Here is a 24,804-nt window from a genome sequence, read left to right as displayed (position 1 = left end):
TCGGAGCGGCGAGTTTACGCCGCGCGGCGCTGGTCACGGTCGTGCCAGGGCGATGCTGAGGAGCCCGCAGCCATATGTCTTGCCGCGTCCGATGCCTTGCAGTACGGCCGCGCGCACAGCTTCCGGATCGGCCACGGTCGCGCTGCCGTCGAACCGGACGACAGCGTGCCGGATCGTGCCCTTGGCTCGGATGTCCTGCTGGGACTGCGAGGACACTGTGGAGACCACGAGGCCGTTGGCGGCGGCGCGCCTCACCCACCACTCCTCGGCGGCCGCGCCGCGCAACGCCTCGATCTTGCCCTCCTTGGGGCCGGCGTTCCTGCCGAGCCGCTTGGAGGGGTTGGCCGCGATGCGGTAATGCACCACCGTGCCGGACCTGAGCCGCGCCAGCAGCCCGTCCAGCTCACGCATGGCGATTTCCCCGTACCCGTCGGGCAACCGTGACAGATCGGGCTTCATGCCGCTCTGGACCAGGAGCTGAAGGCCGTTCCGGGTGTCCTCCACCCGGAACAGGACACCCGTCTTGGCTCTGGCCTGCTCGCCCAGTTCGTCGGGCACCAACATCATCATGCGCTTGTGCAGCCGGTCGGGGTCGGCCAGGTCGTTGTTGACGTCCCGCCGCCGCACGTCGGGCAGGATCCGAACCAGCCAGGCCGTCACAGCTCCTCCTGGACGTAGGCGATGAGGCTGTCCCAGAACTTCTCCCCGGTGTGACACAGCTCCCTGGACAGCGGCCGGGTGCTGATGCTGACGGTGCGGATGCCGTAGCGCCGGTCGTACCGATTGAAGTTCTCCGGGACGTCGGCCAGCTCAGTCACCGCGTCGGCCGTGTCCATGGCGCCTTCGGTGACGAACTCGACCATGGGCTCCTCATCTCCCCGGAGACGGCGAGCGAGCGGCACCCTCGTCTCCAGGTGGGTCACCGGGTCGTCCGTCTCACGCAGCAGCAACGGCTGATCCGGCGGACACGACCGTCGCCCCAGGTACGGCTGCCAGTACGGCTGCCGCAGCGCCGCGGCGAGCTCGTCCACACGCTGCTCGGAGCCCTCGACGGCGACGGTGAAGACCGCATCCGACAGGTACTGGCGTCTGGTGACCATCGTCGCCGTCTCACGGGAGCGCTGCGTACCGTCAGGCCGGGGCACTCCGCGGGGCAGACCGCCACCGACAGTGTGAAAGTCGATCATTTGCACGCCGGGCCGGTCGATCCGAACCGTGAAGCGCAACGCCTCATAAGCGTCCAGGCGTCGGCCCCGGCTCAACCCCTCGGCGGAGGCGAGCAGACCGATGAGGCCGGAGCGGGTAGGGAACCGCAGGGTGTCACGTTGAGCGAAAACACTGTGCTCCCCCCAGGACTGCAACGGCCCGGCCAGCCGCAGCACCAGGCCGCTCATGCCGAGGGCTCCCCATGGGCGGTGGCAACCGCGCCACCGATGAGCTCGGCGAAGGAGTCCACCTGCGTTCCCAGGCCCTCCAGTGGCTTGTCCTCGATGCACGCGTACCCGCGGTAGACGACACCGGTGGTGCCCCACAGCTTCTCCAGCCGCCCGGCGTGATGTGCCAGCTGCCTGCGAGACGGCGCCGCGATGCCCTGCTCCGGCCGGATCGGAGCCTCGAACGCCGCCGCGAACGAGATCGGCCGGTCGGCACGCACCGCCAGGTGCACCAGGTCAGGAAGCGTGTTGGCGGCCGAGGCGGTCTGCTTGCCCGTCGGCAGCGAGGACACGAAAGCCTTTAGGAACTCGGTCGTGAGCTCCCTCGCCATCACCGCGTCACCGCCGAGGTTGCTCAGCAGGCCGGCCAGGTCGAGGCTGGCGTACCGGTAGAACACTCCCGCGCTGAACTCGGCGCTGTTCATGTGGCCGCTGCCGACCGCGTCCTCAGGCAGGCAGTCGTCGACCGCCGTGAAGAAGTCGATCTCCGGGGCGACCTCGTGCGTGGTGAACGCGTGTGCCACCTGGACCACGCCGTCGACCCCTGCGCCGGGCAGTTCGGCCAGCATCCGACCGAACAGGTTGATGACACCGTTGCGCTCCGACAGCACGGCGGCCACCCGCTCGACCGGCAGGACCCCCTTGGGCTTCTTCACCCCCACCGTCTGCTCGATCGCCTCGCGGTACTCCTCGGCCAGGTCGGCCAGCGCATCGAGCGCAGCCTTCGGCAGGTACAGCAGAACCGAGGTGCCGCCCTTGTCCTCCAGCTTGAGGCCCTCCTTCTTGTTGGCCGACAGAGCGACCTGCGCCCCCGCAGCCAGGGCCGCCTCCTCGCTCCACCCCCGCTCCTGAAGCCGGGCGGCCACCTCTGCCGGCACCCGCCGGGTCCGTACCGCCGGGTCACCGATCGCCCGCTCGACCTCCAGCCGGACGGCACGCTTCCACGACTGGCTGGAGACCCGGGTCCGGGTCGCTCCGCCGTACACCAGACTCTTGGGCGACCCCAGGTCATCACGGTTGAGGTTGGCGAACGGCACCGTCTGAAGCACGTGCACGTCGAGGTATCGGGCAGTGGTCACTGGTCCTCACTTTCAGGGTCGTTGTCACCGGTCGTGCTGTTCATCGCGCGGTAGAAGTCCTGTAGCCAGCCCTTGACCACCCGATCGCGCCCCCACTCCCACCAGCTGAGGTCGATCAGCAGCCGCCCCCAGTCAGGCGCGACCTCCTTGGCGGCCAGCTGGCGAACCAGGCCGGGCAACTGGCGGTGCAGACCCGCCACGTCCTGACGGCACAGCAGATGCAGGCGCGCCTCCACCGTGTCGGCATTGAGCTTGCCGTCCCGTACGGCACCGCCGAGAGTCGCACCGATGCTGGTCGTGGACCGCTTGGGCTTCTCCGGGCCGTCCGGCGCCGCCGGGGGAGTCACCACGGTCGGCGCCTCCTCCGCCTGCCCCTGGCGCCTGGCGGGCTGAGCGGCGATCAACGCCGCGACCGAGTAGTAGGCGCTTTCGACCGCTCGACCGGGCCGGGTAGGAAGCCACGGCACCACGACCGCGTGGGCTTTGCGCACCAGGACGTCCTCCACCGGCCGCCCCAGCCCCCTGCGCAGGGCCGAACGGCGTCCTGGATCACTCCGGGTCACCCGATTGAGGTAACCCACGTACTTGTCAGCCGTGTCGATCGACGGGATCGAGTTCACACACGCTCCTTCGTCTTGCTCGTCCTGCTCGCCTTACCGATCGGAGCCCGCGCCTTGTAGATCAGCCCACGCTTGAGCTCGATCGCCCGCTTGGCCCGGGGCAGGGATCCCGCGCTGTCGGTCACCTCGTCGTAGACCTCCAGCCCCAGTCGTAGGAAGTCATCCACCACGCTGTCGAAACGCCGCTCACGCACCCGGCGCCAGAAGATCCCCTCAGCACGCGCCCAGTACCGGTAAGCCCCCTGAGCGGGCCACGGCCCCTCTGAGACGTCCTTGCGCTGTGGCTTGCCGTCCCCGTTGGACGGGTCGTTGAGCGCGATCCAGACATCACGCAACGCCCACCGCAGATGCTGTTGCACCCGCTCGGCCGCCTGTCGCATGTCGCTGATCGCACGCGCCACCCGGATGTCGCTGGCCAGCGCCAGCAGCGCCGGAGTCACCCCGACCGTCCACTCCTTGTCACGGGTCTGACCGTCCTGGTCGAACCCGAAGGCCCGGACCCGCAAAACCGGCAGCAGCGTGCCCCGCAGATCCTCAAGCGCCGCCAGAACGGCGGGCCGGCGACGATGCTCGTCACCGATGTCTTCGAGCAGCAACGAGTCGAAGTCCCGCCACAGCGCCCGGCTCGCATCGGCCTGACGGGCGTAGAAGGAACCCTCCTTGTTCTGCTGATAGACCAGGTACGGATCCTCAGCCGGGAGCTCCCGATCTCGCCACGCCCAGGTGATCCACGCGTCGACGACCGACTCACCGTCCGCGGACGGCTCCAGCAACACCGCGTGCTGGAAACGCCCGGCCAGCACCCCGCCCAGGCCACTGGGCCGCGGCGGCACCCCCAACGGGTCGGGCAGTTCCTCGGCCTCCCAAGGAGCGAGATCGGCCCCACCGGAGTCACAGAGGTAAGCCGGGGGAATCCCGGCGACCAGCGACTCGAAGACGGTACGGCCCAGCGGGTGGAACGAGATCGTCCTGCGCAACGGACCGGCCTTGCTGTTCCCACCGGAGGTCCCCGAGACCACCCGGGGGGTGCACTGACCCGACGGACCGTAGTAGAGCTGCGTCAGAAGGTGGAACACCGCCTCCGAAGCAGGAACCGGCGGGGGATCCAGCGCGGTCGCGTGGTTGAACCACACCTGGTTGTTACCGGCCGGCCGGGACATGACGAGCTTGTTGACGCCCGACCTGCCCTTGCACTCCTCCCGGAGCCGAGGATCCTGCAACCACGGCCGACCCGCGTCAAAGAGATCGAAGCGCCCCTCATGCTTCCCGAAGTACTTCTCCACCGCCTCCTGATCGAACGCCCCCCTCTCCAGGACCTCCGCCTGCCGTTCACCCCACTCGTAATCGCTCAAGGTCATGTCATCCAGGCCGGTCACCCGAGCCGCGATCACGGTCAGCACCCGCCACAGCCCTGACGCCCCAGGAGGAGGCGAGGCCTCGATGTCGGTCAGCTCATGCGCACGCTCGAACAGCTCCCGTAGCCCGATCTCTTCTCGCACATCCCCCGTCCGGACGGACAACCAAGGACGGGTCAGCAGGTCATACGACACGGCATCCCTCTCTTCTTCTGCGCGATGAGCGCGGGCCTCAATCGACCACGGCAGGAAAGTCCGACAACCCCAGCTCCTGTGACAACCAAAGCTGCCGATCGCCGAGCAGGCCGGACCGTTGCTCCCCGGACATCCGGACCACGACGAGATCACTGAGATGAGGGCTGTCAGCCCATGCCGACGGCGCGGCATTGTCAGCCGACAGCCCGCGCAGCCACGTCCCCGGCACCGGAACGGTGTTGCTCATCACCAGCCGGACCTGCTCCTTGGTGAACCACTTCCTCCCGCCCTTACCTCCCGCCTCGCTCACGGGAAGCGGCTCGTCACCGAGCATGAGCCGTCCGTCGGCCGCCACCGTGCAGCAGACGACCCGACCCGAGTCGGCACCCAGCCGGGTCGAGAACTCGCTCACGAAGTCGTCCCCGCTGAGCCTGCTCAGATCGCCGACACGGCCGGGCAGGGGAATGGCGGCCATCTGCGCATACAGGTCTTTCGCCTGCTCGTCGGCCAGCCGGGCCACGTCGTCACTGACGCAGGGCGAAGTCTCGTCGTCGAAGTTCTCGTCGTACACTCGGTCGACCAGCCCCTGAATGGCTCCAGGAATGGCCACCACACTGCCCGGCAGCCTCGCCAGCACGTCGTGAGTACGGCGCAGCAGGGCCCGAGGATAGACATGGGGCCAGGCCCGGGGAATGACCAGGGCCCCTTGCGGGTCGGCCGGGTTCAGCACCACCAGCCGCATCAGATCCCTCGCCCAGGGCCTTCGTTTCTCGTCGAGCACCGGATGCCGCTGGCAGCGACCCGCCCGTTGAAGCAGCAGGGCGATCGGTGCAAGATCACTGATGACGACGTCGAAGTCCAGATCCAGGGACTGCTCGATCACCTGCGTCGCCACCAGGATCGCCGCCGTCGGCCGATCGTCCCCGGCCTCCTTACCGAACCACCTCACCATCTCCCCGGTGATCTGCTCGCGACGGTACGCCTCGAACCGCGAATGCAGCAGTCTGACCTCCGGCACCACCAGGCCTTCCGCCCCCGACGCCCGCGCCCAGCTACGGAGCGTCAAATAGGTCTGCTGGGCCTCGGCGACGGTGTTACAGATCACCGCCGCACACCCTCCCTCACGGACCAGCGGCGAAAGAACCTCGCGGAGAGCGGGAAACCGATCAGGGCGCCCATCAGAGGCGATCGGGGCATCGCGGGTCTCGATGTGCAACTCCCGCTCCCTGCTGGCCACCTGTACAGGCACAGCCGTCTTCGGACTCACATAGATCCACCCCGGATACACCACTTCGGGCATCTGCTGATCCCGGCATCCGGCACCCGCCAGATAGGCCTCCGCCAGCCGCCGCCCCACCGCCACGGGAAGCGTCGCCGACAGGAGGACGACCGGAACCTTCAACGAGCCCAGCCAACCCAGCAGCGTCTTGAGCAGCCCCTGCATGTACGAGTCGTAGGCGTGGACCTCGTCGACCACGAAGACCTTCCCCGCCAGGCCGAGCATCCGCAGCACGTTGTGCCGCCCACGTAGAACCGCCATCAGCGCCTGGTCGATCGTCCCCACGGAGAGATTGGCGAGCAGACCACGCTTACTGCCACGTAGCCAACGGGTCGCCATGGGGTCATGAGTCAGCACGCCGACCTCCTCACCCTCAGGGGAGTAAGCGGCGTTCAACCAGGCCATGCCGTGCAGCAGGCTCAGCGAGCCGGCACCTTCGATCCGGTCTCTGCGGAAGCCGTCCACCCGGCGGAGCATCTGGTCGGAGGTGGCCATCGTCGGCAACCCGACGAAGTAACCCGGCCGCCCCGACGCCTCACCCATCAGCCGCCCCGCGTGCAGCATGGCCTCGGTCTTCCCTTCACCCATCGGCGCCATGATCAGCAAAAGATCGGGTTCGTCGCTGATGAGGTCGGGAAGTCGCTCGCTGATCGACCGTTGCAGGTCATTCGGCTCGAACGGGAAGTCATCAACGAATCCACCCGGCTTGAACGACAACCGGCCCAGCCCCGCCTCCCGCAACAGCCGTGGGACGGCAGCCCGGCTACGAGCCAGGTGGCGTTCGAGGCAATCCACGTCACCACGCTCCGGCAGACCGGCGCTGATCCGCCCACGCAAGAAGGCGTCCTGGCTCACCAGCCAGTCCGCGAGAATCACCAGCCCACACGCAAGGGCCCCGCCCGCGTCGGACACCTCCTTCGGAGGCGCGGGATGACCAGCCAGTTCATACACCACGGTGGCGATGGCCTGACGCTGCTCCTCCCACCTGCCCTCCCCGAGCGTTGGCAGCGAGCCCAGCGGGTTACGGAACTCGTGGTGGTTGAACGGAAAGAACGTGCCGTGATGGCCGCCCAACAGTTGAGCGACCCGGACGGCGGGAGACGCCGTTCTGCCGACCTTGTAGCCGAGAGCCGCCAGAAGCTGCCCCAGCCAGACATGCGCGGCAAACGCGTGACCTTTAGGGTCAGCATTTACCTCCAAATAGCCGGAGAGCTGGCCAAACCCTATTTTGTCTTGCTCCTGAAAACAGGACATGCACTTACAAATGTCATGCAGTGCCGCCCAATGAGCGAGCAGGGAACGGGCGTGTGTCTCATCGGTTCCCAACTCGTCCGCCAGCAAAGCGCGCAGGCCCGGTGAGAGGTATTCATCCCACAGGACCTCAACTGCCGCAAGGGAGTCAAGGAGGTGACAGACCAGCGGATACCGCCTCGGCAGCCCTCGCGACTTGCCCCACAGGGCGACGTCGACGTCCCGGTGATCTTCCATCTCTGCCCTCCGTGGCCGAGCGGGCCAGCCGATGGGGTGTGCCCGTCGGCCGGATTTACGAGAGATCACTGTAGAGACGCCCACCGACATTTCATCTCAGACAAAGAATGTGAAATTTATTCGATTTTCTGGGCAGGGGCTTTTATAGGCTTTGGTGTATTTGTGCGAACTTTGGGGCGAGTGGGCCTTCGAAGCTCACTCTTGGGGGAGGGGTAGGCTGGCTTGCGATGCCTTCGATCACGCGTTCGGCCTACCAAAAACTTCAAGTGCGAATGTGAAAGCGCAGGTCGGAAAGTGTCCTCCCCACGCCCGTGGGGGTGAGCCGTGGACTGCGGTCTCACTTAGGGAATGGCGGAAGTCCTCCCCACGCCCGTGGGGGTGAGCCGTGCCGGCGCTTTTCCTCTGGATCAGGGTGGGCGTCCTCCCCACGCCCGTGGGGGTGAGCCAGAGGTAGGTCCCATCATGACCGAAAAGAACACGTCCTCCCCACGCCCGTGGGGGTGAGCCGGCCGCCCACGTCTCGGCGCGGAGGGACGGGATGTCCTCCCCACGCCCGTGGGGGTGAGCCGTGGCAGCGGGAGCTGCAGCCTGACGTGTTCCCGTCCTCCCCACGCCCGTGGGGGTGAGCCGGCAGACGGTCCGCTGCGTCGTGTGCGACGCAGGTCCTCTCCACGCCCGTGGGGGTGAGCCGCCGACGGCAGCCGACCGTGAGCAGGCGGTCGCGTCCTCCCCACGCCCGTGGGGGTGAGCCGCGCGCTGGAAGCGACGACGCGGGCCCGGCCCGGTCCTCCCCACGCCCGTGGGGGTGAGCCGGCCAGGCCTGGCGGTACGTGTTGCCCGCGGACGTCCTCCCCACGCCCGTGGGGGTGAGCCGACGAATTGCACCATGGAGGTCGGCGCGGCAGAGTCCTCCCCACGCCCGTGGGGGTGAGCCGGTCAACAAGGACGGCACGATCACGACGATCGAGTCCTCCCCACGCCTGTGGGGGTGAGCCGGCGGATCAGCCGCATCAGCAGCTCGTACGAGCGTCCTCCCCACGCCCCTGGGGGTGAGCCGCTGCTCGATCTCCCGGGCGACCGTCCACATGTGTCCTCCCCACACCCATGGGGGTGAACCGGTCCCAGTTCCGTCCTGCGAGAAGGGCTGATTTCCTTCTCCGCGCTCGTGGAGATGAGCCGACTCTCTATACAGCTTAATGCGCTGCTACCCTCACAAATGTGAGGAAAAGAAAATTCTGGCGTTCGGCGTTCAACTCGTACTGGTTCACCCTCACTAAAGGTGAGGAGAGGCTCTGCAGGCTCAAAAAAGTCGGCTACCTAAGAATCCTATAGCTACTAATGATATCCACCATGCCGTCAACTTGGATTTTTGCCACAAAACTCTCAGATCGCTCTCGTTGATCTGCACCCGAACTTTCATGTGCGCCTCCCGGTACTGAAGGTACGGGTTGAGCGCTATTGAGGAAGACTGAATTGCTGAAAATCCTTTTTATGTCTTATGGGTCTCAGTTCCCCTTTGGGATTTCTGAACTGTTCGTGTCCCACGCCCGGTGGGGTGAGCTGCTGACCTCTGGCGTTCAGGTCTTCGCTCCGAAGCCCTCACCATGCTCGTGAGTGGGCTGTCGTGCATCGGTCATCGAGTGCTTAGAGCGAGCATCCCCGAGTGGGGTAAATCCAGTGGATCGCAGGACCGATTTGGGTACCGAAGTCTTCCTTGCGCCTGTGGGGGCGGTCGGTATCCCTACAGGTAGCTATGGGTCACGTTGAGCAAGTGAGTGCCGTCATGCTGTCGGATTGCGGGAGCGTGGTGCATGCTCATGGCGTCCAGAACGCGGACAGCAAAAGCCTCAGATGCCAGCTCTCGAACCTGGTCGGCATTGGCCCAGCGGAAGGCGCGTGATTCGTCGTTTTCCGTGAGTTGGCCTCCGACAGCGCGGCAGCGGAAGACCAGGGCGACAATGCCGCGGGGCATGTTCTTGTAGACGCCGGTCAGGGCCACGGGCTCGACTTCGAGGCCGGTCTCCTCGCGAACCTCGCGAAGCAGCCCCGACACGATGTCCTCGTCCCGTTCGAGGATCCCCCCGGGTGCTTCCCAGTGCCCGTTGTCGCGTCGTTGGATGAGGAGCGCGCGCCCCTGGTCGTCGATGATCACACCGGCCACGCTCACGGAGTGCATGTTCTCGTGATCCATGGCTACAGACCTTTCGCGCTGGCCGTCACTAGACTCGACGGTACACGTATGTACGAGTTGAGGAGTTAGGGCATGGCGGAGCTCTCGCTGCCGGAGCTGGACCCGGCCGGCGACCGGGCCGTGTTCCGCCAGATAGCCGATCACATCCGAGACGCGATCGGCCGTGAGACCCTCCGCGAGGGTGACAAACTGCCCTCCGAGGCTCAGCTCATGCAGCACTACGGCGTCGCTCGGATGACCATTCGAAACGCCCTCCAGGTCCTGCAGAGTGAAGGGCTCACGGTGGCCGAGCATGGACGCGGGGTCTTCGTGCGGTCGCGGCCGCCGGTTCGGCGGCTGGCCTCCGACCGGTTCGCCCGTCGGCACCGCGACCAGGGGAAGGCCGCGTTCATCGCGGAGACCGAAGGGGCCGGTGGGAAGCCGTCGGTGGACTCCATCAGGATCACCGAGGTCCAGGCGCCGGTCGAGGTCGCCGAACGGCTCAGGCTCGGAGAGGGCGACTCGGTCATCTCCCGCTCTCGGCGGTACTTGATCAATGGGCAGCCGGTGGAGACGGCTGTCTCCTATGTTCCGGCTGAGATCGCGAGGGGCACCCGCATCGAGCAGCCGGACAGCGGGCCCGGCGGCATCTACGCCCGGCTGGAGGAGCTGGGTTACCAGCTCGATCACTTCGTCGAGGAGATCCAGTCTCGAATGCCGTTCCGCGATGAGGTGCGTGCGCTGAAACTTGCTCCCGGCGTTCCTGTGTTTCGTCTGGTTCGTACGGCTTACGCCGTTGATGGGCGCCCCGTTGAGGTGTGCGACACGGTCATGTCTAGCGACGCCTACCTGCTCTCTTACGAATTGCCGGCGAGATAGCTTGACGAACTCGTCTAGAGGAGTCATAAAGAGAGGGCAACTCCTCTAGTTGAGTAGGTGTCTGCGGATGAATCTGTAGCCACTGCTTAGGAGGAACGGCAGATAGGTCAGCGAAGACGGCCCCGGTGTTCCAGCACCGGGGCCGCGAGAACCCGGGTTCACCTCAGGAAAGGACACACCCGGATGCCGTCCATCATTTCATTCCTGATCACGCCCACCCCCACCCTGTCCCGCCGTGTTCTCGGCGCCGGGGTATGCGTCAGCAGCGACGACCCCGACGCCTGGTTCCCGCCAGAGCCCTCTCCGAGCGGCGGTGAGCCCGTGGAAGCGGTCAAGGCCCGGCGCGCCGAGTACGAGGCCATCGCCCGTCGGCTCTGCGGCGGCTGTCCTGTGCGGGCGGAGTGCCTGGAGCTCGCGCTGCGCGAAGAGCATGACCTGCCCCGGACCTGGTTCCACGGCATCCGCGGCGGTACCGCTCCATGGGAGCGGCAGAACATGGTTCACAACCGACGTCGCATCGCCCGCCGTGCCGTCCAGCGTCTTGCCGAGGACTCGGAGGCGGTGGCCTGATGAGCGTCACGACCCCCACTCCGGAGCCCTTTCCTGAGGATGTCGCGCGTGGTCTGGCCGAGATCGAGCGGTACGTGGCTGATCGGGCTCCGAGTCTTCCGTCCGTGTCCAACGAGAGCGAGGAGGGCGAGACCCGGCAGGTCCGTCAGCTGCGCGCGAAGGTCGCCGAGGCCCGGCTTCTGCTGGACCTCCAAGAGGACGACGCGCCGCTGTTGCTCGACACGCCGAAGGTCCGCAGGCGCCGCCGGGCCGCCCATGAGGCCGCGCGGTTGCATGAGCTGGCCCAGGATCCCGTGATGCGGGCCTGGCAGGCGTCGCGGACACGTCGGCTCCTCGTGACCGGTGCGATGGTCTCCCTGACCCTGGCGCTCGGCTGGTCCACCGCAGGCGTGCAGGAGTTCGCCGCCGACGGCGCCCCGACCTGGTCTCCCGCGTGGATGTCCGCCTGGTTCGTCGAGCCGTTCGTCTCCCTGGCACTGCTGGTCGTGGTCGGTGCCCGCGCCTACCTGGCCACCCGGGGCCGGCCGCTCGACGACCCGAAGCTGGCGCGGATCGAGTGGCTGTTCCTGCTCATGAGCCTGGGCATGAACGCCTGGCCGTACCTGCCGTGGTCGCTGGCGGACGGTGAGGCGTTCTCGGTCGCCGATCTGGCGATGCACCTCATCGGTCCCGTCGTCGCCGTGACCATCGTGACCGCGCTGCCGATCATCCTGGCCGGATTCACCGCGCTGGACCACGGCCGTCGGTACGGGGGTACCGGGGCGGAGTACAGGGCAAACGCGGTGACCCGGTACCCCTCCGCGTACACCGTCGCGCCGGACATCGAGGTCCTGGCGACCCGCGTCCGGCGCATGATCGAGATCGGGGAACTACCCGCCGAGCCGGGCATCCACAAGATCCGCAAGGTCCTCGGATGCGGTACGGACACCGCCCGCGACGTCGCCAAGGCCGTCCGCAGCGGCGGTGCGCAGACGGGCGGTGCGGCATGAGCCCTCGCGAGATCACCAAGGGGATCACCCTGTGGCCGACGGACCGGCCGGACTACCCGCTCGCGGCGGTGCTGTCCTACCGCGTCAGCGACCCGTACGCCGTGCGCCTGGCCTTCGTCCAGGGCCGCAAGGAGACCGTCGTGTACGGCTTCGCTCGGATGTTGCTGGCTGCCGGCCTACTTGAGCAGGTCGGCGAGGGCGACGTGACCGTGGCCCCGCACGAGGAGGTCGACGACTACCTCGTCCTGACCGTCACCCCCGAGCACGGTTACCCGTTCGCGCTCTACGCCCAGCGTGAGGTCGTCCAGGACTTCCTGGATCGGGCGTTCGGACTGGTTCCACTGGGCCGCGAGCACGAGCACCTGGACGTCGACGCCGCGATCACCGCGCTGCTACGGGAGGTGCCCTCATGACCGCTCGCGCCTTCGCCGGAGTGCCCGAGCAGGTCCCCGCCGCTCGTGTATGGGCGCTGGGGTGCCTGCCCGCCGGTTGCCCGCGTGCCGTCGACGTGGCCCTGGTCACCTCCGAACTGGTCACGAACGCCGTCCTGCACAGCCTGTCCGGCGTGCCCGGTGGCGCGTTCACGGTGCAGGTCGAGGTCACCGCGGCCGCGGTGGAGGTCAGCGTGATCGACCAGGGGCCGCGACCGGTCCCGGCCCGCCGTGAGGCGGGTGCCTCCGGGTGGGGGCTGGCCGACATCGTGGCCTGTCTGGCCGACGCCTATGAGGCCACTCTCACCCCGGCGGGCCGCGTCGCCTGGTGCCGTCTGGACTGGGCTGCTTCCTCGGCCACTCCGGCGGACGGGATGGAGACGGTCCGGTGATGCTCCGCCTGATCGACCTGCTGGTCTCCCTGGTCACGCACCTGTCGCGCCGTACCGCCGATCTGGTGGACGTCGCGCTGGCGCGGACCGGGGAGCCTGGCGGGGGAGCCGCGGGCCTGGCCATGTGGGCCCGCTACCGCACCGCCCAGGCGCTGCTGGAACGCGCCGCCGACCAGGTCCGGCCCGGTGACGAGCTGACCGTCCAGGTCGCCCCCTGGATCCGCTGCCTGGTTCCTGACCCACTCGACCCGATGCAAGACGCCGACCTGTTCGACACCGACCCTGAGGAGTCCACGCATGCGCACTGACCTGCCCGCCCTGGTGCGGAAGTGGGAGAACTACGAGTTCAAGACCAACAAGGATCTGGAGATCTACTCCGAGCTGACGCGCACCATCGCCACCGAGATGTTCCTGCGCTCGCACATGAACGCCCGGGTCATCCAGGGCCTGTTGGGCCGCTACAAGGGCCGCTGGTACAGCTTCGGCGTCTCCTCCAAGGTCAAGGCCCGTATCTGCGCCGCCTACCTCAAGCTCGGCGCCGAGGCGCTCAAGCAGTTCGGCGTCGCGGCCGCCCGCTTCTCCGGCGCCTTCGACAAGCACTTCGTCCAGCCCGAGCGCGAGGCTCGCACCGGCTTCCGTAAGGCGCCCGCTCGCGGCGGCGGCTTCACCATCGACGTCTGACCCAGCGAACCACCTGAGCAGGAGAAACACTCATGGCTTCCAAGTCGTCCTCCACTTCCAAGGCCCTGGAGCGCTCACTCAGCAGGCGCGTCGACCGGCAGTGGCTGTCTCGTGGACTGCCGATGGCGGCTCCCTGGGGACTGGCCGTCGTGTTGATCCTGCTGATCGCCCTGGTCCACGATCTGTGGGGCGGAGACGCCCTCGTCACGCCGTTGGTGGCCCTGTTCATGAGCGCTCTCGGTGTCGTCGTCACCGGATACACCTGGATCGCCGCCGGTAACCGGCCGCACCTGCGCCTGATGGCGACCATCTCCTCCGCCCTGGTCACGCTCGCCCTGGTGGTCGGGTTGATTGTCGGATTCGGCCCGATGTGGCAGGTCTACGCCATGGTCGCGTTCACGTGGTGCGTGTGCTGGGACATTCGCCACGTCATGAAGTGGGCGAACGAGGAGAAGGTCGCCGCGGCCAACGGCCTGGCCAGACTGGGTGAGGTCGTCGAGGCCGAGAAGTTCTCCTGGCGCAAGATCAAGGCCACCGGAAAGGGCATCGTCAAGGCCGAGGTCATCGCCACCGCCCCGGACGCCACCATCGGTGAGGTCCAGGACATGCGCGAGCGGATGGAGACCGCCGCCCACCTGCCGGTCGGCGCGGTCACCGTCAAGCGCGACCCCGGCAACGCCGCCCGTGGCCTGGTCGAGGTCATGGTCGACGACCTGCTGGCCGTACCGGTGCCGTGGCCCGGCCCGCACCGGGTCGGCGCCCTGATCAGCGACCCGATCCCGGTCGGCATCTACAACCACGGTGAGGCCGTGGAGGTCTACGTCACAGGTCGCACCGAGGACGTCGACCTGGAACACCTGTTGGCCATGGGCGTCTCGGGCGCAGGAAAGTCCTTCTTCGCCCGTGTCCTGGTCGCCGGGATGCTGGTTCGCAAGAAGGTCACCGTGTGGGCCATCGACTGCAAGGGCCTGCAGACCTTCGGCTGCCTCGCCCACGGCCTCGACTGGCTGATCACCGACTACAAGGAAGCCCGCAAGGCACTGCACGTCATGGCGAACGTGATCACCGTGCGGACCAACAAGCTCGCCGAGGAGGGGCTGGACCGCTGGTCGAAGAAGTCGTCGCTGAACTTCCTGGTGGTCTGGATCGAGGAGGCCGCAGACTTGTTCGCCAGCAAGAACGCCTACGACGAGTTCGTCCGCAAGGCCCGCTCCGCCGGGATCATGGTCGTCTCCTCGTTGCAGCGCGCCACGCACGACAATCTGTCCACCGATGCCCGCGCCAACCACGGCTCCGGGATGTGCTTCGGAGTACGCGAGACCGCCGACGCCGAGTTCGCGCTGCCTTCGGAGGTCGTCGACGCCGGAGCCAGCCCCTCCTGGCGGGCCTCCAAGCCCGGCTACGCCTATCTGGCCGGGCTGGGCACCGACCCCGACGACTGGGCCCGGCCGCTGCGCACATACCTGGCCGGTAAGGCCGAGCTGGCCGCGGCGGTGACGGCGGCCGTTGGAGTGCGCACCCCACTGGACGAGACCACCGTGCTCTCCGCCGGGGTGCCGTACGCCAACCGGACCGTCTACGACGCCCCGATCGGCGTCGAGACCCCCGACCCGGCACCGCGCACCGTCGCTACGGTGCCGCCGGCCCCCGCCCCGGTCGTCACGGCGGACCCCGCGGCGGAGCGGCCCGCTTCGCCCACCCTGCGGATGCACGCGGTCCGCACCCCCGGTGGCGAGGACGAGTTCGCCGTCGACGACGGCACCGGAGACGAGACCGAGATGTTCACCGACCCTGAGGACGTGGACCTGATGAGCATGCAGGCCGAACACGAGATCAGCGACGCCCGCCGTGACCTGGAGGAGGCCCTGGCCGAGGCCGAGAACGAGCACCTGGCCGACGTCGACCCCGCCGAGCGGGCCGAACTACGCGGCATCGGCATCGACACCCCGCTCCCGCGCTCCGAGGACATGGAGCTGTCGTTCGGAGAGGAGGAGACCGAGCTCACTCCCGAGCAGGCCCACGCCGTGATCGACCGCCAGCTGCACGAGTGGATCCGCACCGGGCGGACCACCTTCGGCGTCAAGGACCTGGGCGACCTGCTGGAGGCCCTGGGCAAGAGCCGCCGCTGGTTCTACCACCACCGTGACGACCTGATGGAGCAGGGCGTGCTGGCCGAGGGCGCCGAGTACGGCACCTACGACATCCTGCGCTCCCCGCTGGAGCCGACCGACCCCGTGGCCGCCTGACCCCTGATTCGTCACGGATCGTGACTGTGCAGGGAGTGTGCGCCCGGTCGTCCCACAGGTGTGCGAGGCGGTGCGTCCCCGCTGTGCACGGGTGTGCGAACCACTGTGCGTACCCCGCACACCAGCGCACAGTTCAGCTCTCTCTATAGGCCCGACGGCTGTGCGCACACCCCGGGTGTGCGCACAGCTCCCCATCCCGCCACGGCCCACCGCCTCTCAGGCGGGCGGGCACCCAGCGTCACCGAACTACAAGATCATCATCCAGGCGAAGGAGCCCTGAAGTGATCCACTCCAGCCCTCCGGCCCCCGCGGTGGACCGGGTACGGCGGCCACAGGCGAGCGCGGCCGTCACCTGACATCGGCCTGCCTTCCGGTCCCGCATTCACACGATCACCGAGGAGATCTTCACGGGACCGTTCGCCCGCGACCCGCAGCCCGCGAAGAGCTCGCCGCGTTCAAGGCCGACGCCGACTGGCCGCGTGACGACCGCCACCGAGCCCCCTACCTCGCCCGGGAGCAGGAGACCGTCCGCAAGTACCGCCCCTGACTCCCGCACACGCGGTCCACGCTCGCACCTCCCATCCATCAAGACAGGAGAGAACCATCATGCACTCCACTGACGGCGCCTCGACAGAGGCTGGCCCTGTTCCGGCCGGGAAGGCGTCCGCGCCGCGTGATGATTTCGGCACCGCCGACCTGCTCGCCGAGGCCACCGCGGCCCGTGCCGAGCTGGCCCGGACCGACACCAAGACCGGGATCCTGCTCGCCTTCGCCGGGACCGTGTTCTCGGTGCTTGCCGCGCTGGCGGTGCTTGCCTCCGGGCTGGCCGTGTCGGCCCGGATCGGCCTGGGAGCGGCGGTGGTGCTGCTCGCGGCCGCCTGCGGCGTGGGGCTGGCCGTCGTCCGGCCTTCCCTGCCCCGAGCCGGGCAGGCGACCGGTGTTCTGGCCAATGCCGCCGTCACCGATCCCGAAGAGCTGCTGGCCGTACTGGCCGGTGACGTCGAGACGCGCAGAGCTGAGGACGTCATTCGCCTGGCGCGGATCGCCAGCGCCAAGTACCGGCGGTTGCGGCTGGCGATCGACCTGGCGCTCGCCGCACTGGTCGTCCTCGTGATCACCGCCGCCGTCGCGCTCTGACCGTCCGATCGGACCGCGCGGCGCGGTTCGGACCGCGCCGCGCTTCCTCCCCTGACTCTCTCACCGATCTGAGGTGACCATGACTTCCCAGAACAACGACCTGCCCGTCTACTGCTACGGCCAGGTGCCTGAGGGCCTCGCCACCAGGACCCAACTCGCCCGGGACCACCGGCGTCGTCCCGCCGAGGGCCAGGTCCCCCGAGGCCGGCTGTTCTACCACGGCAACAAGCACGCCCCGCTGAACGAGTCCGAGGCGGCGCGGTGAGCATCGCGGTCATGAACTGGGTGTGGCAGCACTCGCCCACCAGTGGCAATCAGCGCCTGGTGCTGCTGGCGTTGGCCGACGCCTGCTCGCGTGACGACGGGACCGGCTGCTGGCCCGCGGTTGCCACCGTCGCACGCAAGGCCAACATCAGTCCCCGCTCGGTACGGCGGGTCATGGCCGACCTGGTCGCCGCCGGGCACCTGATCGTGCATCGCGGGATCGGACCCCGAGGGACGAACGGGTATTCACTCGTTCTCCACAAGCCTGTGTACAACGAAGTCGAACCTGTGTACGACTCTGTGGAAACTGTGGATAACTCGTTCGATCGCGGACAGGATGTCACCCCTGACGAACTGTCCGGGCTGACACCTGCGACCGCAAGGGGTGACGCAGGTGTCAGGGGAGGGGTGACACAGGTGTCACCCAATCCACCAAAGAACCACCATGAACCACCACCGCCAACGCGGGCGCGCGCGATCGTCGCTCCGACGCCGAGTCAGGCGTCGGGCGGTGGTGGGAAGTCGAAGCGGGAGATCCCCGAACCGGTCCAGCGGTTCGTCGCCGCGCTCGGTACGGCCTGGCCGCTGTCAGCGACGCAGGTCCGGCGCCTGGTTCCGATCGTGGCGGCCGCGCTCGCCGACGGCTGGACGCCCGCCGCGCTGGCCGAGCACGTCGGCGCCAACACCACCGGGGTGCGCAACCCGTACGCCGTTCTGAGCAGTCGCCTGACCGACCTGCCGGACCCGGTCAGCACCGCGCTTCGGGCCGGGCCGGCCGACCAGACCCTGGCCGAGGCCTTGGCCGTTGGTGGCTGCCCGCATGGTGCCGCCCATCCCGGCCGGTGCGCCCTGTGTCGCCATGGCCGTGCTCCGGCCGCTTGGTGATCCACGAAGCAACCGCTGAAGCGATCCCTGACCGCAGAGCGGCTCCGGAGCCCACCGCCAAGCAAGCCACCGGAGCCGCGCCCCTATCGACGAACAGACGAACAGGAGCGTGACCATCATGACCACCCTCAAGGGATCCGGCCAGCCCACCGTGCACGTGGTGCTCCCGCAGAGTCCACCACGGCTGACCCCTGGCGCCGCCCGGGAACTGCTGGAGATCCTCCTCGACGCCCACGCCGAGCTGGTCGGCGCCGCTGTCCCCGACGTCGCCTGAGAACCCGAGAGAAAGGCTGGAGCACCGATGCGGTTCGCCTTCTACGGCCGGGTCTCGACCGAGGATAACCAGGACCCCGAGTCGTCGCGGGCCTGGCAGATCACCCGGTCGCGGGCGCTGATCGAGTCGCGTGGCGGGGAGATCGTCACCGAGTTCTTCGACGTCGACAAGTCCCGCTCGATCCCCTGGCAGCGACGCCCCCGCGCGTCGGCTCTGCTGGCCGAGCTGCGCGACCCGCACCGGGGGTTCGACGCCGTGGTGATCGGCGAGCCGCATCGGGCGTTCTACGGCAACCAGTACGGCCTGACCTTCCCGATCTTCGAGCACTTCGGGGTGCCGCTGTGGGTGCCCGAGGTCGGTGGGCCGATCGACCCGGCCAACGAGGCGCACGACCTGGTGATGAGCGTCTTCGGCGGGATGAGCAAGGGGGAGCGGAACCGGATCAAGATTCGAGTGAGAACCGCGATGTCGGCCCAGGCCCAGATGGAAGGGCGCTTCCTGGGCGGGCGCCCGCCGTACGGCTACCGCCTGGGGGACGCCGGCCCGCACCCCAACCTGGCCAAGGCCGCCGACGGCCGGCGCCTGCACTGTCTGGAGCTCGACCCGGTGGCCGCGCCCGTGGTGGCCCGGATCTTCGCCGAGTTCCTGGACGGGTACGGCCTGTACGCCATCGCCGAGGGCCTCACTCGCGACGGCATCCCCAGCCCGTCCGCGCACGACCCCGAGCGCAATCGGCACCGGGTCGGCGTCGCCTGGTCGAAGTCGGCGGTGCGGGCGATCATCACCAACCCCCGCTACACCGGGCATCAGGTGTGGAACAAGCAGCGCAAGGACGAGGTCCTGATCGACGTCGACGACGTCGGCCTGGGCCACACCACCAAGCTCCGCTGGAACTCCCGTGAGGAGTGGGTGTGGTCGGAGGCCGCGGCTCATCCGCCGATCGTCGGTGTCGAGGATTTCGACGAGGCCCAGGCCGTGCTCGCCGGACGGGGCGGACGGCAGAGCGGGCGGCGCCCCAGGAGAGTCGGCAAGCCGTACGTGCTGCGGGGGCTGATCTTCTGTGGGGTGTGCGAGCGGCGGATGCAGGGCAACTGGGTCAACGACGCACCGTATTACCGGTGCCGGTTTCCTGAGGAGTACGCGCTGGCCAACCGGGTGACGCACCCGCGTAACGTCTACCTGCGCGAGGACGTGGTGGTGCCGCGGCTGGACCGCTGGCTCGGCCGGCTGTTCGCGCCGCACCGGGTGGAGGAGACCCTGGACATGCTCGTGGCCGCCCAGTTGGTCGGCGCCTCCGAGGGTGAGGTGCTCGTCGCGGCCCGGCGGCAGATCGCCGAGTCCGACCGCAGGCTGGCTCAGCATCGGGCGGCCCTGGAGGCCGGGGCGGATCCGGGAGTGGTCGCCGGGTGGATCAGGGAGGAGCAGGCGCGGAAGGTGGAGGCGGAAAGAAGGCTCCGTCGCACTCCGGTCCGTTCACGCAGGCTCGGCAGGGACGACCTGGCCGAGATGATGCACGCCCTCGGTGGGATGGTGCGGATCCTGGGCGAGGTGGAGCCGGTGCGCAAGGCGAAGATCTACACGGACCTCGGGCTGCGGCTCGTCTATCACCCGGGAAAGAGAAAAGTGCTGGTCAGTTCGAGAACTGACCAGCACCTCATAGGCGAATCGAGTGTGTCCGAGGGGGGACTTGAACCCCCATGCCCCGCAAAGGGCACTAGCACCTCAAGCTAGCGCGTCTGCCTATTCCGCCACCCGGACTTGGTGCCTGCACGCGGGACCGTCATCCCGCGTCGGCGGAATCAGGTTAGCAAACTCTTGAGCTTGCGTCATATCGGTATGCGGGCAGGTCCGCCGGGGATGCCGAGACGTGTCCGGCGACGGCAGGATGGGAGGCGCAGGCCGTACGAGATTTAAGGAGTCGCCATGACCACGCTCAACGGTGAGGACGAGGTCGCGGGGCTGTGCCGTGATCTGATCAGGATCGACTCGACCAACGCGGGCGACAACTCGGGTCCGGGGGAACGGGCGGCGGCGGAGTACGTCGCGGAGAAGCTGGCCGAGGTCGGGCTTGAGCCGCGCATCCTGGAATCCGACAGCCACCGGGCGAACGTGGTCGTGCGCGTCGAGGGGGAGGACCCCTCCCGTGACGCGCTGCTCCTTCACGGTCATCTCGACGTCGTCCCGTTCGACGCCGCCGACTGGACCCTCCACCCGCTCAGCGGGGAGATCGCCGACGACTGTGTCTGGGGGCGTGGCGCCGTCGACATGAAGAACATGGACGCGATGATCCTCGCGGTCGTCAGGCAGCGGATCAGCGAGGGGCGCAGGCCGCCGAGGGACGTGGTGCTGGCGTTCACCGCCGACGAGGAGGCGGGGGGCGAGTACGGCGCGCAGTGGCTGGCCGCCGAGCACAAGGACCTCTTCGAGGGGTGCACGGAGGCGATCGGCGAGGTCGGCGGGTTCAGCGTCTCCATCGACGACGCGCGCAGGCTCTACCTCATCGAGGCCGCGGAGAAGGGCATCGCCTGGATGCGGCTGACCGCGACCGGCAGGGCGGGGCACGGCTCCATGCTCAACGCCGAGAACGCCGTGACCGAGCTCGCCGAGGCGGTCGGCCGTGTCGGGCGTTACCAGTGGCCGGTACGGCTGACGCGGACGGTGGAGACCTTCCTCACCGAGACCTCCCGGGCGCTGGGGTTCGACTTCGACCCCGACGACCCCGAGGCGACCGTGGCCAAGCTGGGCCCGTTGGCCAGGATGATCGGCGCCACACTGCGCAACACCGCCAACCCGACCATGCTCCAGGCGGGTTACAAGGCCAACGTGATCCCGCAGACCGCCACCGCGCACATCGACGGCCGTTTCCTGCCCGGTTACGAGGAGGAGTTCTTCCAGACGCTCGACGAGCTGCTCGGGCCCAACGTGACCAGGGAGTTCGTCTATCACGACGTCGCCCTGGAGACCGGGTTCGACGGGCCGCTGGTGCGGGCCATGGCCGACGCCCTGGTGGCCGAGGACCCGGGGGCGCTGGCGGTGCCGTACACGTTGTCGGGGGGGACGGACCTGAAGGCGTTCAGCGTGATGGGGGTGCGCGGGTTCGGTTTCGCGCCGCTCAAGCTGCCCGCCGACCTGGACTTCTCCGGGATGTTCCACGGGGTCGACGAGCGGGTGCCCGTCGACTCGCTCAAGTTCGGGGTGCGGGTGCTTGACCGTTTCCTCGACGCCTGCTGAGAGGTTCTTGGCCAAACCCTCAGGAAACCTCTCACGTTGACTCCCCGTGCTGATAGCGTAACGCTCCGTTGAGGGCCGGGCTTTGCCTTGGGCTGGTCCGGCTGGGAGCTTCGGGGAGGTTCGCGTGGCGCGTGTGCCGCATGGTCGGTGGAGGGTTCTCCCGTCCGCCGTCCAGCGCGCGTGCGTGACTGTCCCCGTTGTCCGGGCTGACCGGATGGCACGGTTCGTGGCCGGTGCCCGGACAGTCGTCAGGCGGGTTCTCGCGCTCGGCGGCCTGGTGGCCGCCGGGTGGTTGCTCGCGCTTGTCTTCGGGCTTCTCGGTGCCGCTCCGGCGATCGCGGACACCACCGCGGCCACGGAGACGGCACATCTCGACGTTCTCGATCCGGCCGCTCCCGGACCGGCCTTCCAGGCCGGTGTCTTCCCCACGGGCGGCGGCGGGTTCTCGGTGTCAGGAGACGCCGAGGCCATGGCGGGGCGGGGTGTGGACGGGCTCACCAGCCAGTCGAAGCCTGCTTTCCCGACCCCCGCGTCGGCCGACCACAACTCGGGCGCGAACGGTTTCGTGCCCCAGGGCGGTGGCGGTTCCGGTCTTTCCTGGCCGGGCGCGGGGGACGTCACCCGGTTCGTTCACGACCCGCGGGTGACGGCGCGGCGTGTCCCTGCGGCCCGCGCGTTCCCCCCGGTCGTCCGCACAGCGGCGGACGACCCCTCCATCTCCCCTGACTGAGTTCCCCTGGCCCCGATCCGGGCCTCTCGCGCGCTCGTGCCGGGCGCCGGCCCGATGGTCGCGAACTCAGATCATTCCGCCGGAGAACACACATCCCTCGTGACGGTCGCCGCCGTACGGGCGCTCAGCCGACCCCGCACGGCCTCCGGCCGATCACGAAATTTCCGGCATTCCCCTATTAAGCACCGATAAATAATCGCATAGGAGCATAAATCATGCGTATGTGGGTCAAGGGCACCGCCCCGGCGGCACTGCTCGCGCTGGGCGTCATGTCCCTGGGCAGCGGTACGGCCCTCGCCGACACCGACGGCAGGCACTCGGTCGGCGGCGGCAACCAGATCCAGGCTCCCATCACCCTGCCCGTCGACATCAGCGGGAACGCCGCGGCCGTCGGAGGCACGTCGACCGCGGTCTCCCCGGGCGGCGCCTCGGCCGCCGAGAAGGGCGGTATCCCCGGCAAGACCTCGGGCAGGTCGTCCGTGCTCGGTGGCAACCAGGTCAACGCGCCGGTCACCGCTCCCGTCAACGCCTGCGGCAACGCCGTCTCGGTCGTCGGCGGCTCCTTGGCGGCCTGCCGGGGCGGCGCCTCGGTCGTCAAGCGGGGCCGGGGCGCAGGCGGGGCCGGTGGCAACCGTACCGACGGGACCTCCAGCGTCCTGGGCGGCAACCAGGTCACGGCGCCGATCACGGCGCCGGCGAACGTCTGCGGCAACGCGATCGCGATCTTCGGTGACGCGGTCGCGGGCTGCCGGGGCGGCGCCTCCGTGGTCGGGTCCGGCGGCCGCGACGGGGCGGGTGGCAACACCACCTCGGGCAGGTCGTCGGTGCTCGGCGGCAACCAGGTGACGGCGCCGGTCACGGCCCCGGCGAACGTCTGCGGTCTCGCAGTCGGGGCGGTCGGCAACGCCTTCTCCGGCTGCACGGGCGGTGCCGAGGCCCCCGGCATCCCCTCCCGTCCGAACACCGGCTACGCGGGCACCGGCCGCCCCGGCGCGGGCGGTAACACGACCTCCGGCACCTCCGGCGTGGCGGCGGGCAACCAGGTCACGGCGCCGGTCACGGCCCCGGTGAACGTCTGTGGCACGGCGGTCGCGGTGGCGGGCGACGCCGCCGCGGGCTGCGTCGGCGGCTCCTCGATCAACGGGTTCGGCGCGGGGCGGGGCGCGGGCGGCAACACGACCTCCGGCAGGTCCGGTGTGGTCTCAGGGAACCAGGTGACGGCGCCGGTCGCGGCCCCGGTGAACGTGTGCGGTACGGCGGTCGCGGTGGCGGGCGACGCCTTCGCCGGGTGCCGGGGCGGTTCCTCGGTCGGCGCCGGTTACGGCCGGGGCGCGGGTGGCAACCGTACCGACGGGACCTCCGGGGTGGCGGCGGGCAACCAGGTGACGGCGCCGATCACGGCCCCGGTGAACGCGTGCGGCAACGCGGTCGCCGCTCTCGGTGACGCCGCCGCGGGCTGCCTCGGCGGCTCCCGGGTGGGGAACCCGGTCGGTTCCGTCGCCGGGGTGCCCGTCGGGGCGCGTCAGGTGTGGCAGGCCTACGGCAAGGGGAACCCCCCGGCTCCCGCCGCGCCCCCGGCCGCGCCCCCGGCCGCGCCCCCGGCCGCGCCCCCGGCTGTGGCCCCCAGGGTCGTCGGAGGGCTGCTGTCCGTGCTTCCCGCCCCGGTCAAGGGGCTGATCGGCCGCGTCAAGGGAGTCCTGCCCACGCTGCCCCAGACGCCGGTCGGCTCGCGCCCGCGTCCGGCCTCCGCCGGTCTCGTGGACGGCCTCCTCGGCAGGGGCGGGATCGTGGGGGTGACCCGTACCTCCCAGTCGGCGCCCCAGGCGGTGCCTCAGTCAGCGCCCCAGTCGGCGCCCCGGCCCGCGCAGGGGAAGGGCGGCGCGCTGCTCGGCGGCAAGGACCTGCCCGTCGACACCGGGCTGCCGGTCGGCCTGATGAGCGCCGCCCAGCCGATCGGGGTGACCGGGATGAACTCGGGCTCGCTCTTCGCGCTGCTGCTCGGAGCCATGGCCGCCGCCTCCGCCGCTCTCTTCGTGACCGCGCGCCGTATCCGCTTCGCCAAGAAGTAAGGCGTTAGTAACCCTCTAGACATGTCTCCTCCGATCATCTGTGGGAGACGCCGGACGCTTCGCGGATGACGGGGGAGATCGACGATCTTCGTTCATCGAGCGGGGCACGAGAGCTTTGCCCGCTCCGGGGGCGCGGCCCGGGGCGGGCAAAGCCATGTCGAAAGCCGTCGAGGGGCATGGCCGAAAGCCATGACAGAGGTCACATTGTCCTGGTCACACGTATGATCTTGCGACGCAGGCGGATGTCACGGCGGCCGTCGGGATACAGTCGCAGACGGTCGAGTTCCCAGTCGCCGTATTCTGCATGTTCGGTCAGTATCCTCCGGGCCACGTCCCGGGAGGTGCCACGCGGAAGATGGAGAACCAAGTAGGAGTAGTCGAGCACAGCGATTAGTCTCCGAGGGTGT

The 24,804-nt window shown here is 68.8% G+C and carries 23 protein-coding genes, 1 tRNA gene, 1 pseudogene and 1 CRISPR repeat array; of the genes and pseudogenes, 16 read left to right on the top strand and 9 right to left on the bottom strand.

All coding sequences use genetic code 11. From position 1 onward, the window contains the following. Positions 1 to 33: 33 nt before the first annotated feature. The 7 genes from cas6e to ACFOYY_RS22020 all read right to left on the bottom strand — a co-directional run bounded on the left by cas6e (position 34) and on the right by ACFOYY_RS22020 (position 9,640). On the bottom strand, positions 34 to 660 hold the full coding sequence (gene cas6e, locus ACFOYY_RS22050; RefSeq protein ID WP_386191459.1) for a type I-E CRISPR-associated protein Cas6/Cse3/CasE: 627 nt from the start codon (positions 658 to 660) through the stop codon (positions 34 to 36). Further along, complete coding sequence (gene cas5e, locus ACFOYY_RS22045; RefSeq protein WP_386191456.1) at positions 657 to 1,394, bottom strand: type I-E CRISPR-associated protein Cas5/CasD; 738 nt, start codon at positions 1,392 to 1,394, stop codon at positions 657 to 659. Before cas5e ends, cas6e begins: the two co-directional genes overlap by 4 nt. Continuing rightward, positions 1,391 to 2,512: a type I-E CRISPR-associated protein Cas7/Cse4/CasC gene (cas7e, locus tag ACFOYY_RS22040; RefSeq protein WP_386191453.1), complete on the bottom strand. Its 1,122-nt coding sequence runs from the start codon at positions 2,510 to 2,512 to the stop codon at positions 1,391 to 1,393. Before cas7e ends, cas5e begins: the two co-directional genes overlap by 4 nt. Then, positions 2,509 to 3,132, bottom strand: a complete 624-nt coding sequence (gene casB / locus ACFOYY_RS22035) for a type I-E CRISPR-associated protein Cse2/CasB (RefSeq protein WP_386191450.1) — start codon at positions 3,130 to 3,132, stop codon at positions 2,509 to 2,511. Before casB ends, cas7e begins: the two co-directional genes overlap by 4 nt. Continuing rightward, positions 3,129 to 4,682, bottom strand: coding sequence for a type I-E CRISPR-associated protein Cse1/CasA (gene casA, locus ACFOYY_RS22030; protein ID WP_386191447.1), 1,554 nt, complete (start codon positions 4,680 to 4,682; stop codon positions 3,129 to 3,131). Before casA ends, casB begins: the two co-directional genes overlap by 4 nt. 37 nt (positions 4,683 to 4,719) lie before the next feature. Further along, complete coding sequence (cas3, locus tag ACFOYY_RS22025; protein WP_386191444.1) at positions 4,720 to 7,449, bottom strand: CRISPR-associated helicase Cas3'; 2,730 nt, start codon at positions 7,447 to 7,449, stop codon at positions 4,720 to 4,722. Between the two features lie 296 nt (positions 7,450 to 7,745). After that, positions 7,746 to 8,567: a CRISPR direct-repeat array (repeat unit 29 nt; unit sequence GTCCTCCCCACGCCCGTGGGGGTGAGCCG). Between the two features lie 623 nt (positions 8,568 to 9,190). Next, positions 9,191 to 9,640 carry an NUDIX hydrolase gene (locus ACFOYY_RS22020; protein WP_386191442.1) on the bottom strand — a complete coding sequence of 150 codons (450 nt, stop codon included), beginning with the start codon at positions 9,638 to 9,640 and terminating at the stop codon, positions 9,191 to 9,193. Between the two features lie 72 nt (positions 9,641 to 9,712). Here ACFOYY_RS22020 and ACFOYY_RS22015 point away from each other — a divergent pair, with 72 nt between their 5' ends. The 13 genes and pseudogenes from ACFOYY_RS22015 to ACFOYY_RS21955 form a co-directional block, all read left to right on the top strand. Beyond that, positions 9,713 to 10,498 carry a GntR family transcriptional regulator gene (locus ACFOYY_RS22015; protein ID WP_386191439.1) on the top strand — a complete coding sequence of 262 codons (786 nt, stop codon included), beginning with the start codon at positions 9,713 to 9,715 and terminating at the stop codon, positions 10,496 to 10,498. Positions 10,499 to 10,681: 183 nt separating this feature from the next. Further along, positions 10,682 to 11,068 carry a WhiB family transcriptional regulator gene (locus ACFOYY_RS22010; protein ID WP_386191436.1) on the top strand — a complete coding sequence of 129 codons (387 nt, stop codon included), beginning with the start codon at positions 10,682 to 10,684 and terminating at the stop codon, positions 11,066 to 11,068. Between the two features lie 104 nt (positions 11,069 to 11,172). Further along, complete coding sequence (locus tag ACFOYY_RS22005) at positions 11,173 to 12,057, top strand: hypothetical protein (protein WP_386191433.1); 885 nt, start codon at positions 11,173 to 11,175, stop codon at positions 12,055 to 12,057. Beyond that, positions 12,054 to 12,470: an SsgA family sporulation/cell division regulator gene (locus tag ACFOYY_RS22000; protein WP_386191431.1), complete on the top strand. Its 417-nt coding sequence runs from the start codon at positions 12,054 to 12,056 to the stop codon at positions 12,468 to 12,470. Before ACFOYY_RS22005 ends, ACFOYY_RS22000 begins: the two co-directional genes overlap by 4 nt. Next, entirely contained in the window at positions 12,467 to 12,880 is a 414-nt protein-coding gene (locus ACFOYY_RS21995; RefSeq protein WP_386191428.1) for an ATP-binding protein, read from the top strand. The genes ACFOYY_RS22000 and ACFOYY_RS21995 overlap by 4 nt, the downstream gene beginning before the upstream one ends. Then, a complete protein-coding gene (locus ACFOYY_RS21990) occupies positions 12,877 to 13,188 on the top strand; it encodes a hypothetical protein (RefSeq protein WP_386191425.1) in 312 nt (103 codons plus the stop codon). Before ACFOYY_RS21995 ends, ACFOYY_RS21990 begins: the two co-directional genes overlap by 4 nt. Beyond that, a complete protein-coding gene (locus ACFOYY_RS21985; protein WP_386191422.1) occupies positions 13,178 to 13,561 on the top strand; it encodes a hypothetical protein in 384 nt (127 codons plus the stop codon). Before ACFOYY_RS21990 ends, ACFOYY_RS21985 begins: the two co-directional genes overlap by 11 nt. Positions 13,562 to 13,593: 32 nt before the next feature. Further along, entirely contained in the window at positions 13,594 to 15,807 is a 2,214-nt protein-coding gene (locus ACFOYY_RS21980; protein ID WP_386191419.1) for an FtsK/SpoIIIE domain-containing protein, read from the top strand. A gap of 606 nt (positions 15,808 to 16,413) precedes the next feature. Beyond that, a complete protein-coding gene (locus ACFOYY_RS21975) occupies positions 16,414 to 16,944 on the top strand; it encodes a Pycsar system effector family protein (protein WP_386191417.1) in 531 nt (176 codons plus the stop codon). A gap of 79 nt (positions 16,945 to 17,023) precedes the next feature. Further along, positions 17,024 to 17,209: a hypothetical protein gene (locus tag ACFOYY_RS21970; RefSeq protein WP_386191414.1), complete on the top strand. Its 186-nt coding sequence runs from the start codon at positions 17,024 to 17,026 to the stop codon at positions 17,207 to 17,209. Further along, on the top strand, positions 17,206 to 18,093 hold the full coding sequence (locus ACFOYY_RS21965; RefSeq protein ID WP_386191411.1) for a helix-turn-helix domain-containing protein: 888 nt from the start codon (positions 17,206 to 17,208) through the stop codon (positions 18,091 to 18,093). The genes ACFOYY_RS21970 and ACFOYY_RS21965 overlap by 4 nt, the downstream gene beginning before the upstream one ends. A 118-nt stretch (positions 18,094 to 18,211) precedes the next feature. Next, complete coding sequence (locus ACFOYY_RS21960; protein ID WP_386191409.1) at positions 18,212 to 18,367, top strand: hypothetical protein; 156 nt, start codon at positions 18,212 to 18,214, stop codon at positions 18,365 to 18,367. Positions 18,368 to 18,394: 27 nt separating this feature from the next. Continuing rightward, positions 18,395 to 19,549 (top strand): annotated as a pseudogene (locus ACFOYY_RS21955) (recombinase family protein); the annotation flags it as partial. Between the two features lie 490 nt (positions 19,550 to 20,039). On the opposite strand, the gene ACFOYY_RS21950 reads toward ACFOYY_RS21955, so the two are convergent. Continuing rightward, positions 20,040 to 20,125, bottom strand: a tRNA-Leu gene (locus ACFOYY_RS21950). 165 nt (positions 20,126 to 20,290) lie between these two features. Here ACFOYY_RS21950 and ACFOYY_RS21945 point away from each other — a divergent pair. The 3 genes from ACFOYY_RS21945 (at position 20,291) to ACFOYY_RS21935 (ending at position 24,397) form a co-directional block, all read left to right on the top strand. Beyond that, on the top strand, positions 20,291 to 21,598 hold the full coding sequence (locus ACFOYY_RS21945) for a M20/M25/M40 family metallo-hydrolase (RefSeq protein ID WP_352012742.1): 1,308 nt from the start codon (positions 20,291 to 20,293) through the stop codon (positions 21,596 to 21,598). Between the two features lie 214 nt (positions 21,599 to 21,812). After that, positions 21,813 to 22,328 (top strand): hypothetical protein, encoded by a 516-nt coding sequence (locus tag ACFOYY_RS21940; RefSeq protein ID WP_352012743.1) that lies wholly within the window; start codon positions 21,813 to 21,815, stop codon positions 22,326 to 22,328. Positions 22,329 to 22,543: 215 nt separating this feature from the next. Then, positions 22,544 to 24,397 carry a chaplin family protein gene (locus tag ACFOYY_RS21935; protein ID WP_386191405.1) on the top strand — a complete coding sequence of 618 codons (1,854 nt, stop codon included), beginning with the start codon at positions 22,544 to 22,546 and terminating at the stop codon, positions 24,395 to 24,397. A 199-nt stretch (positions 24,398 to 24,596) separates the two neighbouring features. Here the strand turns inward: ACFOYY_RS21935 and ACFOYY_RS21930 are convergent, their stop codons facing one another. Beyond that, positions 24,597 to 24,782, bottom strand: coding sequence for a DUF5703 family protein (locus ACFOYY_RS21930; RefSeq protein WP_312863762.1), 186 nt, complete (start codon positions 24,780 to 24,782; stop codon positions 24,597 to 24,599). Positions 24,783 to 24,804: the final 22 nt, after the last annotated feature.

The organism is Streptosporangium jomthongense, assembly GCF_042650425.1.
GTDB lineage: Bacteria > Actinomycetota > Actinomycetes > Streptosporangiales > Streptosporangiaceae > Streptosporangium.
The sequence above is the reverse complement of the archived record's forward strand: the minus strand, read 5'-3'. Positions and strand labels throughout refer to the sequence as shown.